12 protein-coding genes are annotated in these 15,449 nt (G+C 59.7%); 7 read left to right on the top strand and 5 right to left on the bottom strand.

Features of this window, described 5'->3' with window-relative positions; translation table 11 throughout:
- The 3 genes from VNM72_05320 to VNM72_05330 form a co-directional block, all read right to left on the bottom strand.
- On the bottom strand, nt 1-1,671 hold a 1,671-nt coding region (locus VNM72_05320; GenBank protein HXF04820.1), incomplete at its 3' end, for a carboxypeptidase-like regulatory domain-containing protein.
- Between the two features lie 364 nt (nt 1,672-2,035).
- A complete protein-coding gene (locus VNM72_05325; GenBank protein HXF04821.1) occupies nt 2,036-3,331 on the bottom strand; it encodes an amino acid permease in 1,296 nt (431 codons plus the stop codon).
- A gap of 158 nt (nt 3,332-3,489) precedes the next feature.
- Nucleotides 3,490-4,473 (bottom strand): amidohydrolase family protein, encoded by a 984-nt coding sequence (locus VNM72_05330; GenBank protein ID HXF04822.1) that lies wholly within the window; start codon nt 4,471-4,473, stop codon nt 3,490-3,492.
- 513 nt (nt 4,474-4,986) lie between these two features.
- Between VNM72_05330 and VNM72_05335 the strand changes: the two genes are divergently transcribed.
- From VNM72_05335 to VNM72_05345, 3 genes are all read left to right on the top strand, one after another.
- The gene (locus VNM72_05335; GenBank protein ID HXF04823.1) at nt 4,987-6,726 is read left to right on the top strand and encodes a pitrilysin family protein; all 1,740 of its coding nucleotides are present in this window, start codon (nt 4,987-4,989) and stop codon (nt 6,724-6,726) included.
- Nucleotides 6,723-8,264: a pitrilysin family protein gene (locus VNM72_05340; GenBank protein HXF04824.1), complete on the top strand. Its 1,542-nt coding sequence runs from the start codon at nt 6,723-6,725 to the stop codon at nt 8,262-8,264. The genes VNM72_05335 and VNM72_05340 overlap by 4 nt, the downstream gene beginning before the upstream one ends.
- A 211-nt stretch (nt 8,265-8,475) precedes the next feature.
- Nucleotides 8,476-9,561, top strand: coding sequence for a M48 family metallopeptidase (locus tag VNM72_05345; protein ID HXF04825.1), 1,086 nt, complete (start codon nt 8,476-8,478; stop codon nt 9,559-9,561).
- A 266-nt stretch (nt 9,562-9,827) separates the two neighbouring features.
- On the opposite strand, the gene VNM72_05350 is transcribed toward VNM72_05345, so the two are convergent.
- Both VNM72_05350 and VNM72_05355 read right to left on the bottom strand, forming a co-directional pair.
- Nucleotides 9,828-10,145, bottom strand: a complete 318-nt coding sequence (locus tag VNM72_05350; protein HXF04826.1) for a DUF350 domain-containing protein — start codon at nt 10,143-10,145, stop codon at nt 9,828-9,830.
- A gap of 130 nt (nt 10,146-10,275) precedes the next feature.
- Nucleotides 10,276-10,491, bottom strand: a complete 216-nt coding sequence (locus tag VNM72_05355) for a hypothetical protein (protein ID HXF04827.1) — start codon at nt 10,489-10,491, stop codon at nt 10,276-10,278.
- 404 nt (nt 10,492-10,895) lie between these two features.
- Here VNM72_05355 and VNM72_05360 point away from each other — a divergent pair, with 404 nt between their 5' ends.
- From VNM72_05360 to VNM72_05375, 4 genes are all read left to right on the top strand, one after another.
- Entirely contained in the window at nt 10,896-12,113 is a 1,218-nt protein-coding gene (locus VNM72_05360) for an ArgE/DapE family deacylase (protein ID HXF04828.1), read from the top strand.
- Nucleotides 12,114-12,201: 88 nt separating this feature from the next.
- A complete protein-coding gene (locus VNM72_05365) occupies nt 12,202-13,650 on the top strand; it encodes a M20/M25/M40 family metallo-hydrolase (protein ID HXF04829.1) in 1,449 nt (482 codons plus the stop codon).
- Nucleotides 13,651-13,702: 52 nt separating this feature from the next.
- Nucleotides 13,703-14,536 carry a tRNA (adenine-N1)-methyltransferase gene (locus VNM72_05370; protein HXF04830.1) on the top strand — a complete coding sequence of 278 codons (834 nt, stop codon included), beginning with the start codon at nt 13,703-13,705 and terminating at the stop codon, nt 14,534-14,536.
- On the top strand, nt 14,514-15,374 hold the full coding sequence (locus VNM72_05375) for a class I SAM-dependent methyltransferase (GenBank protein HXF04831.1): 861 nt from the start codon (nt 14,514-14,516) through the stop codon (nt 15,372-15,374). The genes VNM72_05370 and VNM72_05375 overlap by 23 nt, the downstream gene beginning before the upstream one ends.
- Nucleotides 15,375-15,449 lie beyond the last annotated feature (75 nt).

A 15,449-nucleotide genomic window follows, 5' to 3' on the forward strand; every position in this document is an offset into this window, starting at 1 on the left:
CCCCCGCCAATCATCTTGAACGAACCAGGCGACCTCACTGTTGTGAGGAAAAGTGAGCGGTCCGGTCGTTCCTTCGCCAGCGAACGCCTGCACATACCGATCGGGCCGACCGGAAGCAAACTGAGCGAGACTGCTGAAGAAATACTGGCCTCCAAATTGTCCGGGGAAGAAGTTCTTGATCCGATCAATGTTGATGTCAACGCCCATCTTCAGCCCGTGACGACCGGTCAGGTAGGAGACGTTGTTGACCAGTTGATAGCGGCGAATGGTCGTCTCCCGGGGGCTGAAGAAATTGCGGCCGATGGTGAGAACGACGCGCCCGCGCTCCCGAATCTCGGCCTCCGGTTTATCGCTGTTGGCCTCGCCCGGTTCCTTATCGCGAGCGAACTGGAAGCGGACCTCGTTGAGCAGCTTGCTCGTGAGAGTGGACGCGAGCGTGAGCGTGAGCGTATCGGTCGTCACCAGGCTGTCGCCGGTGTGTTCGAGGGCGCTCGTCTGACCGGGATTTTCCAGATTGCCGCCGGTGAAATTCTGCCGGTTGTAGCGACCGCTGAAGCGATGACCGGGACTGATCTGCCAATCGCTCTTGATCATGTAGACATCCTGATCGAAGGTGCGCAGATAACTCTGAGCCAGCGGCAACAACGATTGGAACGCCCGTTGCGAATCGGCATCGGCCGGAGGCACGAAGCCGGGACCGCCGGGAATCACGACGTTGGGCAGTTTCTGCCGTTGGCCGTCATAGTCGAAGAAGAAAAACGCCCTGTCCTTGACGATGGGCCCTCCGACGTTGCCCCCGAACTGAGTGATGTGAAACGGGGGCTTGGGCAATCCCCGGGCATTGCTGAAAAAGTCGTTGGCATTGAGCGAGCGATCCCGATAGAAAAAGAAGCCCGTCCCGTGAAAGTCATTGGTGCCCGATTTGGTGACGACGTTAATGAGGGCTCCTCCGGCGCGGCCGAACTCGGCCGAGTAGCTGTTGGTGTTGACCTGGAATTCTTTGACAGCATCCTGGCTGAACTGATAGGGGGCGCGACCCGAGCCGGTGCGACCGAGGGTTTGGCCGAAGAACGTGTTGTTGTTGTCGGTGCCGTCAATTTGCAGGCTGTTCATCGGCCCCCGCAATCCGCCGAAGCTGATGTCGCCTCCCCGGTGATCGCGCGTCACACCCGGCGTCAGCAGGACGAAATCAATGAAGTTGCGCCCGTTGACCGGCAAATTGGCGACCGCCAGATCATTGACGGTTGCCGCCACATGCGTGCGCGTCAGCTCAACGGTCGGAGTTTCCGCCGTCACGGTCACGGTTTCGGCCACGGCAGCCGGCTGAAGCGAGAGATCGAGCGTGAGGATCTGACCGACCGTGAGCGTCAAGCCACTGCGCTTGAGCGTGGCGAATCCCGCAGCCTGCACCGTCAGCTCATACTCGCCCACCGGCAAGAGGGGCAGGTAGTAGTACCCGCTTTCATTGGTCGTCGTCGTGCGCTCCCATCCCGTGCGCGCGTTTTTGACGGTGACGGTAGCATTGGGAATAACGGCTCCCGTCGGATCCGTGATTGTTCCTTTGAGCGTAGCATCGGCTGCTTGCCCCGAAACGGTCCCCACTCCTCCGCTCAGGGCCAACACCAGGAGTCCACTTACAATACCGATAATCAAGGTGCGACACTGATCCATACACGGTTCCTCCTTTGAGACAGATTCTCCGGAAAAGGCCACCTACCTTGTAACTCACTGAGCGTGAACCTTCGCGATTCCGTGGGGAGACCGTCAGAAATCCGACTCCGGTCGTGAACGCACAAGTGGAGACCGTCTGGCAAACATCCACTCGTGACCGATTCCTTCCGGTTCTCCCCGATAACAGTGTTGCTTGCTGAGTTCCTCGCCCGACGCACGGAGCTATTCTATAGAAGCCCATCGCCCTGTCAAGCACCCTGAAAAAAGGGCGAGGCGCTACCTGTGGCGCAGGCTCTCCAGCTTGCGCAATTTTTTCTCGCCGACTAGAACGTCCGTGCTACATCGGCAGACAGGACAGTCGGCGCTACGTTTTCCAGAGTGAGCGGGGGAGCAACCGATGCAGCAAGTAAAGCAATGCGCCGACACCGAGTCCGAGGGCTCCGGCCCGGGCCTGCGAGGGAGTTATTCCCGTCAGTAGCCACAGAGAAATTGCCGTCGCCAGAAGGGGTATTGTGATACCGCCGGGAAGCCGGAAGGACTGGGGCTCCGGCAGCCGTTTTCGCAGACGCGGCACGGCCAGACAGGTCGAAACGCTGAACAGCAGGCGAGCCATCGCGCTCATCGCCGCCAGTTCCGCGAAACTGCCATACAGACTGATCCCCCACACGAGCAGAGCAAACGTGATCACGGCCAGATGGGGCGTGCGAAATCGAGGATGAATTCGCGCCAGAAACGCGGGCAGTTGTCCTCCTTCGCTCAGAGCGTAAAGGATGCGGGGCCCGACGAGCAACAGGGCGCTGTTGCTCCCTCCGGTTGAGAGAATCGCACCCACTGTGATGAGACCCGCCCCCCAGGGGCCGAGGAAATTCCGTCCGGCGGAAGCCAGCGGTGTCGGATCATGAGCCAGCCCCGCGTGGGTGCCAAGCGCCACGGCCTGGATCAGGAGATACAACACAACCGTCACGCCGATAGCGCTCAGGAGCGCCGCCGGGACATGACGGCGCGGCTGGATCACTTCTGCGCTGGGAACCGAGGCATTTTCAAAACCGCCAAAAGCAAATATGAGGACGAGACTCGCCTGGCGCAACTTCTCCATATCGGGAAGCGCGACCAGGAGGTAGCGCGAATGGTCCGCCGCGACGAGCCCCACCGAGACGAAGAGAACAAGCGGCACCAGCTTGGCAATCGTGAGGATGTTGACCGTCCACGCTCCATAGCGGATCCCGCGAACGTTGAGCCAGGCCAGCCCCCCGAGCAGCGCGGTGATCACCATCAGGCGACCCGCCCCGGTCATCAGCGCGGGCCAGAAATATCCCAGATAAGACGCGAAGGCATGACTGATCGCACCTGCTGCCGCCAATCGCGTGAGAAAGAACATCCAGCCCACTTCAAAGCCGATGAACCGACCGAAGGCTTCGCGGGCATAGAGGTACGGACCTCCGGTGCGGTCGAAGAGGCTTCCGGCTTCGGCAAAGCACAGAACAATCAGAGTGGTCGCCAAAGCGGCGATGAGATAGGCCAGCATGCTCGCCGGACCAAGCAAGGCCGCCACCGTCGCCGGCAGAACGAAGATCCCCGATCCGATCACGCCGTTGAGCGAGATCGCCGTCAGGCCCGCCAGCCCGACCGCCCGCACGAGATGGCCGTTTGTGTGAGTCATGTCAGAACCATCTCCCCCGGAAGAGGACTCGACGGCGACAGGCGCTTTATGTCGCCGCTGCTGAAAGGGGCGGACGGATGCGCTCCCACAACCGGACGATGAGCGACTCTCCTGACAGGGGACTCGATAAGGCGAGGAGATGGAGCCCTCATGCCATTTCACACGTTGTTGAGAATCGAGAGCGCCGTCCCGCTGAAAATGCGCTGTTTCTCCTGTTCGGGGATGAGCAGCTCTTCGATCGAGGAGACCGCTCGATCAATCGAGCCGAGCAGATGAGGGTAATCGCTCCCCATGAGCAGATGGTCCGAACCCACGAGATCCCGCGCCAGGCGCAAGGCATGAGGACTGAAGCTGACGGTGTCGTAGTAGAGCCTCTTCAAGTAGGTGCTGGGCAATTGCTCGATCCTGGCCCGGCATTCGACAAAATCACGGAATCCGTTGTCGAGCCGTTCCATCAGATAGGGAATCGCCCCTCCCAGATGGGCGATGATCCAGCGAATATTGGGAAACTGAGCGAAGACTCCATCGAAGCAGAGACGAGCGACGGCCAGCGTGGTATCAAAGGGAAATCCCACGAGCGGCCCCAGCACGTACTCGCGAAACGGGTCGGCCCAGGCCGGAAGCATCGGGTGCAAGAAGATGCAGAGTCCCCGGCGATTGGCTTCCTCAAAGAAGGGGCGGTAAAGCGGCGCCGTCAGCGCTCGCCCTCGAATGTTACTGAGCAAGATGACGCCATTGAGCTTCAGCTCATCCAGAGCGCGCTCCAGTTCCCGCAGCGCCTCATCCGGACAATCCATCGGGATGGAAGCGAATCCTTTGAAGCGGCTCGGATAGGTGGCGATGAGTTCCGCATAGGCGTCATTGATGCGCCGGGCGACCTCCGGCTGCCATCGCTCATCGGCGAAAAAAATGTTCGGCGTCGAAAGCGAGATCACCTCCACCGTGATCCCCACGCGATCCATATCCTCCAGCCGCTTGAGGGGATCGCTCATAGGCGGCGTCAGACCGAAAAATCGCGCGCCCTGATAGGTGATGATCGTCCGCCCGGTCGGATCCTGCCCGAAGGAAAAATCCGATGGGATTTCCCGCAGCAGGCGAAAATAAATCTCCGGATAGTAATGCGTGTGAATGTCTATCTTCATGCGCTCGCCTCCTCGCCTGGATGATCGGCCGCCATGCTATCACAGGCCGCGCTCTCCTGACCAGGGCCTCTGGGAAATGGCCCATTGGCCCGCACAAAAGAGGTCCTCGGGCATCGTCCGGTGAGGTTCTAGCGGATGGTCCATCCCGCTTCCATCCACGGGTGGGTTTCCTTTCGGAGGGCGGTGAAAGACTCGGCCTTTTGGGGTCGGCTGTTGAGCCGGCGTCGTCAGAGGGCCGGGCGATGGTTAGAGACGGTTCCCTTGTCACCGGGTGATCCGCCATGTTACTGTAATGCGCCGATGAGGCTGAGAACGAACGTCAGCCGACGAGTGGAGCGCGGTCCCGACAAGCGTGGGAGGCTTTTTTCCTCGGCCAGAATTGTGCTGATCTGTCCGCTCGGTGTGAATCCCTCCGGCACTCACAGGCGACGGTTCTCCAGAGGTGCCCCGGATGGCCGACTGTATCAGAAGCGGGCCACGCGCCCAACTGTTTGAGAATGTGAGGAGGCGAAGATGAAGAAACGACTCGTTGGGTGTTTGCTGTTGGTTCTCTGTTACGCCCCCTGGATGAGGGCGCAGAATGTGCCGGTCCAGGAGTATGTGCTGGATAACGGACTGCGGTTGCTCATGGTTCCGCGCAAGGGAGACCCCAACATCGCCGCCGGCTGGATCGCCCGTGTGGGATCGGTCAATGAACGCCCCGGCATTACCGGGATCTCGCATCTGTTCGAGCACATGATGTTCAAGGGGACCCGGACCATCGGCACCAAAAATATCGAGGAAAATTTGCGCATCCTCCGGGAGATGGATGAGGTCAAGGCCGAACTGCGTCGGGAAGAACGGGCTTTGCTTGAGAAATATCGTCTGGGAGAGATTCCCGATCCGAAGGATCCGCGCTACCGTTCACCACGCCATCAGGAGCTGCTCAAACGCTTTGAAGAACTAACCAGGCGGGAAAAAGAGACGATGATTAAAGATGAATTCGACCGCATCTACACGACGGCCGGCGCATCGGGAATGAATGCGGGAACGACGCACGATTACACCATCTATTTCATCAACGTGCCGGCGAACAAATTGGAACTGTGGTTCTGGATGGAATCGGATCGGCTGCTCAATCCCGTCTTCCGCGAGTTCTATGCCGAACGCGATGTCGTTCACGAGGAGCGCCGGCTGCGTACCGATAGCACGCCGACGGGGAGGTTTGAAGAGTTATTCGACGCCATGTTCTGGCAATCCTCCCCCTACGGGTGGCCGGTCGTGGGCTGGCCGAGCGACCTGGAAGGAATCACCCGCGAGGAGGCTCTCGATTATTTCGCCGTAAACTATGCGCCGAACAATATCACGGCCTGTCTGGTCGGCGACTTCGATCCCGCCCAGGCGATTGCTCTGGCCAGGAAATATTTCGGTCGCCTGCCGCGCGGTCCCCGTGAGCCCGAACCGGTGCGAACCACCGAGATGAAGCAGCTTGCGGAAAAACGCATGATCGCTTACGCCGAGACTAATCCCCAGGTGGTGATTCGCTACCATACGGTGCCCGACGGACATAAGGATGGCTATGCGCTTGATGTCCTGGCTGAAATTCTCTCCGGTCGCACGGGCCGGCTCTACAAATCGCTCGTGCTGCAACAAGGGCTGGCGACATCGGCACTGGCTTTCCACAACCAGCTCAAGTATGAGGGATACTTCGAGATTCGTGGCACCGCTAAACCCGGTCATATGCCGGAAGAGGTCGAGCAGGCCATCTATAAGGAGATCGAGAAGCTCCAGAAGGAACTCGTCAGCGAACGCGAATTGCAGAAGGTGAAGAATCAGGTGACGGCCACCACTTTTCGCCGGCTCCAGAGCAACTTCGCCCTGATGATCCAGTTACTCGTGGCCGACGCCTACCGGGGCTGGCAGACGATCAACACCGATCCGCCGAAGCTTCTGGCCGTCACCGCTGAGGATATTCGGCGGGTGGCCACGACCTACTTCACGCCGGAGAATCGAACCGTAGGGATCTACTACACCAAGAAGACGACCGGGGTGGAAGAAGATCCCTTGCTCGCCGGATTGAACGATCAAGAGAAGGCTCAGGTGCGCCAGATGCGCGGACTGATCGGCCAGTTGAAAGCGGAGCAGATCCGGGCCATGCTGCAACAGGTCGAGCAGCAGGCTGCCTCTCTTCCGGTTGAACGACAGAACGTGATGAAAGTGATCAAGAAACTTCTGGAAGATCGGCTGAAACAACTTGAAGGAGGGAAGCCATGAATCCGAAAGCACGGCAAACGATCACTCGCGTGATCCCTCTCATCCTCGCGGGATTGAGTGTCGCCTGGCCCGTTCCGGCTCAAGGGCCGAGCGTGACCGGGCAAACCCCCAGGGACATTCCCGCACATCCTCGGGAACTGAAGTTCCCGCCGCTGGTCTTCCATCCACCGAAGCGGGAGCAGTATCGGCATGTGCTGTCCACAGGGACGGTGGCCTATCTCGTCGAGGATCACGATCTGCCGCTCATTACCGTCTCCGTGCTCGTGCGCGTCGGAGAGTATCTCGATCCCCCGGGAAAAGAGGGACTGGCGTCGCTGACCGGCAGTCAGATGCGGGCCGGAGGAGCCGGAAATCGAACCGCCGATGAGTTCGATGAAGCGGTTGATTTCCTTGCCGCTCAGATTTCCAGTTTCATCACTTCGACGCAGGGAACAGCAGTTCTCAATTGCCTGGCCAAGGACCTTGACGAAGCTCTCGGCCTGTTCTTCGACATGCTCAGAAACCCCCGCTTTCAAGAGGACCGGCTGGCGCTGGCCAAGAGCCAAATCCTGCAACAGATGGAACGACGGAATGACAGCACGGCGACCATCGAGAGTCGGGAATGGAACCGGTTAATCTACGGCCCCGATCATTTCACCAACCGATATTCGACCAAAGCCTCCATCGAGGCCATCACCCGCGACGACCTCGTTCAATTTCACCGGCGATATTATCATCCGGGGGCTTTCATCTTCGCCGTCTCGGGCGACTTCAAGACGGCGGAGATGATCGCCAAGCTCGAAGCTGGATTGCGGGGCTGGGAGGTCGTTCGAGACCCTGTGCCCGACGTTCCTCGTCCCACACGGACGCCCACGCCGGGACTCTATGCCGTTCACAAACCCGATGTGAATCAGGGGCGCGTCTCCATCGGTCATCTGGGAGCGATGCGAGATATTCCCGATTACTATGCCCTCACTATCATGAACGACATCCTTGGCGGCGGCGGATTCACGTCGCGGATCATGTCGCGGGTGCGCTCGGATGAAGGATTGGCCTACAGCGCCGGATCGAATTTCGGTTTCGGCGTCTACTACCCCGGCACGTTCCGCTGCTTCTTCCAGTCCAAGAGCGCGACGGTCGCTCAGGCCATCGAGATCGTTCTCGAAGAGATCAATCGCATCCGCACGACGCTCGTCTCACCTGAGGAGCTGGAGACGGCGAAGAATTATGCCATCGAGACATTCCCCCGATTTTTCTCCACGGCGACTCAAATTGCCGTAACCTTCGCTCAGGATGAGTTCACGCGACGGCCCGCCGACTTCTGGCAAACGTACCGTGATCGTATTCGCGCTGTGACGGCCGAGGATGTTCGGCGCGTCGCCGAGAAATATCTCCACCCGGATCAACTGGTGATTCTGGTGGTGGGGAACCTCGATGACATCCTCAAAGGCAATCCTGATCGGCCGCAGTACTCGCTCACGAAGCTGGCTCCCGGGGGACAAATTCAGCGGATTCCTCTGCCCGATCCCCTGACGATGGTCTATCCCAAAGCGCCGTGAGCGATGGGGACCTCGCCGTCTGTGAGGACACGCCTTCCTCTCGCCGCCGCCCGCCCGTAGGGGGGCGCGCGGACGGGCCGGCGCGAAAAGCCTGCGCCATATCGGGTGCCCGATGGCCGGGCATTAGGAAAAAATAATCATTCTCGTGGTGATTTCCGTCCTGACCCGGGTGTATAATTGAGCCGGAATGCATGACCGAAGGAGAAAGGACATGAAGAGGAAGCGAGGCACCGCCACCATCACCCGGTTTCTCATCCTGCTTTTTATCCTGGGACCCTTCGTGGTCTGGGGCCAGCAGTCGAAGACGACTCCGGCCAAGCGTCCGCTCGACACAAAAGAAAATCCTCTTCTCATCGGCAAGCGCGACATCAACAAACACCAATGGAATTTCTACAGCATCGAACGGGAGATCGCCCTCGGTCGTCAACTGGCGGCGGAGATTGATCAGCAGATGCGCATCCTCGATGATCCCATCATCAGCGAATATGTCAACCGGGTGGGCCAGAACATCGTACTTCATTCAGACGCCAAAGTCCCCTTCACCATCAAGGTCATCGTCTCGGACGAGGTGAACGCTTTCGCTCTTCCCGGCGGATTTTTCTACGTCAATACGGGACTACTGGCGGCAGCGGAGAATGAATCGGAGCTGGCCGGAGTGATGGCGCACGAGATCGCCCATGTGGCGGCGCGTCATGCCCTGGAAAACTTCACCAAGGGTCAATTGCTGCAGTTTCTGCAAATCCCCCTACTCATTTTCACCGGAGGAGGGTATTACGGCCTGGGACAGCTCATCATGATGGGAGCTGACCTGGGAATTATGAGCGCCTTCTTCAAATTCAGCCGAAATGCTGAGAAAGAAGCCGACATTCTCGGAGCCCAGTACGCCTGGGCCTCGGGTTACGATCCCAACGGACTCATTACGTTCTTCGAGAAGATCAATGCGATGCACAAACGCCGCCCGAGCGGGATCTCGAAACTTTTCATGACGCATCCGGCGACGCCCGATCGCATCGAAGTGGTGAAGGATTTGATCTCTCGCTTTCCTGACCGTGAGGAGTACATCGTCAGCACATCGGACTTCGCCAGAGTGAAGGATCGGCTGATGCGGCTACAGGGCTTGAGCCGCCGGCTCGATCAGCCCGGACAAGCTCCGGGAGAGCAGCGCCGACCGACGCTGAAACGACGTCCCGAGGGTCAGGATCAAACGACCACCGACACTTCAACCGGCAAGGAGCAGGGAACGGAACAATCCGAGCAGCAAAAAGAGAAACCCACCCTTAAGAGGCGAAATCCCTAACCCCCCGCGAGGACCTCGGACATGATCCTCTCGGTCCGAGGCTCCTCGCCCCCTCCTCCGACCAACCGGGTCCTTCGGCGAGATTTACCACAGGTGCATGCGAATAAAGGTCTTTCCATCGTCGGTGCGTCTATCATCAGAGCGATGGCTTCGCTCCCCGAGTACTTCGAGGGTGCCGAATTCCTCGCCGCGAGAGAAAAAACCACGCTCACTCGAAGGCCCGCGCGATGGCGAGGAGAGGGATCGCTCCGTCCGCCGCGGCCCACCTACGAGACGGCTGCCGCAATAATGATCGAGATGCCAATGATGATCCCGGCAACGACGATCCCAACGGCGATGTTCTTATCCTCAACCAGTTCTTTTCCCAGCGAAAACGGCGTGATGAGGTCGAAAACGAGATAACCAAGGACCGACAGCGCAATGCCCAGGACCCCATAGGTGGCTGTCGAAAGAAGGTCCCAGATGTTCAGCTTTTCCGAGAGGCGTACTGCCTGCATCGCCAGGATCGGTCGAGTCATCATGCTGACGGTCAGCAGCAACAGCAAAAAGTGGTGAGACACCCTCTGGGGAGACCTTTGTCGCATGGGTTTCGGCTCCTGTTTTATCGGTGTTGTGGCGGCAGCACAGTCTCACCGGTTATGGCCCGGCAAGAGAGGCTGATTCCCCCTAACGAGACGCCGAGAATCTTGCTGTGGCTTCTCGCCCGTGTGACTCTCAACTGCCTCGGGTGATACTGATCTCCTCCTCCTTCTCTCGCGTAAAGAACCAGATCAGGATACAGATCAGGCCAACTGCTGCGTAGGTGATCCACCACCAGGGACTCACGCTCATCGGCTTTTCCCGCCATTGCAGGAACTCAACGACTGTGAGGATAAAGCAGACCACTGCCACCACCCAAAGGACCGTGCGCAAGATAGCCCTTTTCTGCATAGGCGTCCTCCCTCCGTCATTGACAAGGCCCCTTCCAGCGATGCCCGGAAAAAGACCACCACTCAGAGACAGCACATCGCCGTCATGAGCCGGGTTTTTACGTTCGCGCTGGCAGCTATACTTTATTCCTCCGGACACTAAATCGCAAGAGTCAGCGGCCCGCACCTCCAGCAGGTTTCGCCTCCTTAATGTCGTCACAAACGACGGGGAATGCGCCCACAACGGTCTCTGAATTGCCACGCGACCTGAAGACCTGATATTCTAACGCGTCACCGGCAGGGAGTATCGGGGAGACGAAGTCCGGAGCGCAATGGCGCGTGGGGTAAGGACAATCGAAGCTTTCGCAGGCTGGCAGGAGCGACTGCTCCGCTCCTGGAGCGAATCGCCGATCGGCATGGCGAGCGATGAAAGAACCGATAAAGGCTGTCCGCGGGAAGCCCGATCACTATTTTCGATCACAGCAGGGGCACCTTATGAGGGATGAGACGATTCGAGTGCTGCGCGACCTCATTGCCATTGATTCGGTCAATCCCTCGCTTGTCCCCGGTGGCGCGGGAGAGAAGCAGATGGCCGAGGCGGTGGCATCAGAGCTGCGGGCAATCGGTGTGGATGTTGAGGTCACCGAGGTTCAACCGGGTCGGCCAAATGTCGTGGGCGTCGTCGAGGGACGAAGGCCCGGTCGTTCGCTCATTCTCTGCGGGCATCTGGATACGGTGGGTGTAGCTGGCATGGATGCCCCCTTTGATCCTGTCGAACGCGACGGGCGGATCTATGGACGAGGGAGTCAGGATATGAAAGGAGGACTGGCCGCCATGATCGGAGCCGTGCGAACGGTCGTGCGTCAGGGTGCAGTGGCGGCCGGGCGCGTCATCTTCGCCGGCGTGATTGATGAAGAGTACGCCAGCCTCGGAGCCGAGGCCCTGGTCAGCGCCTGGCGGGCCGATGCCGCCGTCGTGGGCGAGCCAACCGATCTCATCATCGGAGTGGCGCACAAGGGATTTTCCTGGGTTGAAATCACGACCGAAGGAAAAGCCGCTCACGGCAGTCGGCCCGACGAAGGGCGCGATGCCATTGTGCGCATGGGGCGCGTCCTCTCCCGCCTGGAGGCGCTCGACCGGCAATTCCTCTCGCGTCCACCTCACCCCCTGCTCGGACGCGCGTCGCTGCACGCCTCGCTCATCACCGGAGGACGTGAGCTGAGCACCTATCCCGACCGTTGCACCCTCCACATGGAACGCCGCACGCTCAGCGGTGAACCGGCGGATATCGCCCTCCGGGAAGTCGAGGAAATTCTCTCCGCGCTGGCTGAGGAAGACTCCGAGTTCGTCGCGACGGCGCGCCTTCTCTTCGCCCGACCGGCGTATGAGATTTCGCCGGACGATCCTCTGCCGCACATGCTTGAAGCAGCTCTTCGGCGCGTCGGGCATGAGCCACATCGGGGAGGGATGACGTTTTGGACCGACGCGGCGATCCTCGGTCAGGCGGGAATTCCTTCGGTCGTCTTCGGCCCCGGCGGCGCGGGATTGCACGGACTTTCCGAGTACGTGCGCGTGGACGATGTGCTCGTCTGTCAGGCGGCGCTGGTGGAAGTGATCCGGATGTTTTGCTCGGAGGAGACCTGAAATCATCCCCTGGAGGAGAAGATCAGCTATGCGTCCGGAGCATCGTCGCTCTCACACCCCGACGAGGGGCGCTCAGAACAATGGCTTTATGGCCGCGTTGTTCCGTTCAAAGGTCTCGCGTCGGGCGAAGGCTGTTTTTGTGATCGTCTGTCTTTCGTTCGGGCTCATCCAACCGGCGGAGTCACGGCAGGCGGAACTTGGATCCGCTCCCGATTTCGCAGCCGCTCGTGACGAAGCCGTGCAGATTCTGTCGGACCTCATCAAAATTGATACGAGCAATCCGCCGGGCAACGAGACGAAGGCGGCCGAATACATCAAGGCGCTTCTGGCGCGCGAGGGAATCCCGGCGGAGATTTTCGAGCGCGAGCCCGGTCGAGGAAATCTCGTGGCCCGGCTCACAGGCAGCGGGAAGAAAAAACCGCTCTTGCTCATGGGGCATACGGATGTCGTGGGCGTGGAAAGAGACAAATGGACGGTTGATCCTTTTGGCGGTGTGATCAAGGACGGCTACGTTTACGGTCGGGGCGCGATTGACGACAAAGGGATGCTCAGCGCCTGCATCGAGGTCTTTCTGCTTTTGCACCGGCGGAAGATTCCTCTGGATCGGGATGTGATTCTGCTGGCCGAGGCCGGAGAAGAAGGAACGACCAGTGTGGGCATTGATTTTATGGTCGAGAAGCACTGGGAGAAGATCGCCGCCGAGTATGCCCTGAACGAGGGCGGGTGGATCTACGAGCGAGACGGGGCTGTGCTGTATGTGGGCGTCTCGACGACGGAGAAGGTTCCTCGACGAATTCGCCTGATCGCGCGAGGGACAAGCGGCCATGGCTCGATGCCTCGTCTGGACAATGCCATTACTCACCTGGCGGCTGCCGTTGCGAAAATCGGTCAGTGGCAGCCGCCCATGCGGTTGAACGAGACCACGCGCTTGTTTTTTGAACGGCTGGCCATGATCAGTCCGCCCGCCGAAGCGACGCTCTATCGCGCCTTGCTCGATCCGGCTCGCCGTGCCGAGGCCGAAGCGACGATTCAACGAACGAGCATTCTCTACAACTCGATGCTGCGAACCTCGATCACGCCCACGATCATTCGCGGGGGATTTCGCAGCAATGTCATCCCGGCGGAAGCCGAAGCGACGCTCGATGTGCGCGCTCTGCCCGATGAGGACATCACGGCACTGGTCGCCACGCTGCGACAGCTCATCAACGATCCTGCCGTTGAGGTGATCCCGCCGCCGGATCGCGGACGTCCGGTCGCGCCACCTTCGCGCCTGGACACGGAGATGTTTCGCGCTCTTGAACGCGCCCAGGCGCGCGTCTTTCCTCAAGCGGTCACGCTCCCGGTCATGCTGACCGGAGCAACCGATTCGGCGCAGCTTCGCGCCCGAGGCGTTCAGGCCTATGGCCTGGGCAGCCTCGTGAGCGACCGCGATCGAGCATCCGTGCACGGCAACGACGAACGCATCTCGATCGCCGGATTGGGACGATTTGTCGAGTTCCTCTACTGGGCGGTTGTGGACGTTGCGGCTGCCCGATGAGTCCGTGCCCGACGGAGCCCCTGGCCGCGGTCGTTCTCAAACGAGGCTCACGATGAAAGCATACATTGAAACGGGAGACACGGTCCTGCTTTATTCTCCCGACCGGAAGACGTATCTCATCACGGTGACCGAGACGGGATCGCTCGGAACCCATCTCGGCGAAGTGCGTCATCGCGATCTTCTCGGCAGGCGCTACGGGGAAGGCGTGTGGAGTTCGTCGGGAAAGCTCTTTGTCATCCTGGAGCCGACGATTGAAGATCGGATGATGAAGGTCAAACGGCTGACGCAGATCATTTATCCCAAGGATGCCGCTTTGATTCTTCTGAAGACGGGCATCCATGCCGGTATGCGCGTGATCGAATGCGGAGCCGGATCCGGCGCGTCCACGCTGGCGCTGGCGACGGCGGTAGCTCCCTCGGGCCGCGTCTACGTTTACGATCGCGAGGAAAAATTCCTGGAAAATGCCCGGCAGAACGTCCTTCGCGCCGGCCTCGGAGACGTGGTGGAGTTCAAGCTCCGCGATGTCAGCCAGGGATTTGACGAAGACGAGGTTGACGTCGTGCTCCTCGACTTGCCGTCGCCCTGGGAAGGAGTCCCGGCGGCGGCACGCGCGCTGCGGGGCGGCGGTCGGTTGGCCTCCATCTCCCCGACCTATAATCAAATTGAGCGTATGGTCGGGACGCTGGAATCATCCGGTTTTGTCATGATTGAGACAGTGGAGGTTCTTTTGCGTCATCTTCTCGTGCGGGCGGGCAAGACGCGACCCTTCGAACGGATGGTCAGCCACACGGGATTTTTGACCTTCGCCCGGCGGGCGCTCGTGCCCATCATCGAAGAAGAAGAAAGACGCGAGGAGACTGGCCATGACGAACCCTTCAGCGATTGATCGTCTGGTCCGAGCGGGAAGTTACGCGTTGAATCGTCTGACGGGATTCATCGTCCGTCTCAATCCCGATGTCCGCAAGCCTCTGGTCCGGCGGATGTATCACCTGGTCAACCTTCTCGACACAGCCGGTGACATGCTGTTTATGAACTACGGTTATGCGCCGCTCGATCCGGGCGAACAGGGACTGGAGCTTCGAGCGGAAGACGAAGCGAATCGCTACTGCATACAGCTTTATCACCGGGTGGCGGGAGCGGTTGATCTCCGGGGCAAAGACGTTCTGGAAGTCGGCTGCGGTCGGGGTGGAGGGGCGTCTTTCATCCTGCGGTATCTCGGACCGCGTTCGCTCGTCGCCGTGGATTTCTCCTGGCATGGGATTCGCTTCGCTCATCGGTGGCATCGTCTCGACGGACTCGCCTTCGTGCAAGGTGATGCTGAGGCCCTGCCGTTTCCCCCGGAATCCTTCGATGCCGTGGTCAATGTCGAGTCCTCCCATTGCTATCCGTCCATGGAGCGATTTCTCCAGGAAGTTGTCCGCGTGCTCCGACCACAGGGCCACTTCCTCTTTGCCGATCTGCGTCACCGCGATCAGGTGGAGACGCTGCGTCATCAGGTGAAACAATCCGGCCTGAGAATCTGCCAGGAGGAATTGATCACGCCGCAGGTCGTGCGGGCGCTGGAGCTGGACAGCGATCGCAAAAACGCCCTCATCCGGAAGAAAGTCTTTCCCCTCGCGCGACCGGCCGTGCGAGAATTTGCCGCCGTGAAGGGCAGTCAGGGGTACGAATTTTTCCGCTCCGGGACGTGGCAATATCTCCGTTTCGTCCTCCAAAAAGCTTGAGGCCTCGATGAGAAAGCTCGCCCTTGCTTGTCTCCCGGGCCTGAATCTCGTCACGACGTTTTTGGTTTCACTTCC

The sequence above is a fragment of the Blastocatellia bacterium genome (genome assembly GCA_035573895.1).
Classification (GTDB): Bacteria; Acidobacteriota; Blastocatellia; order HR10; family HR10; genus DATLZR01.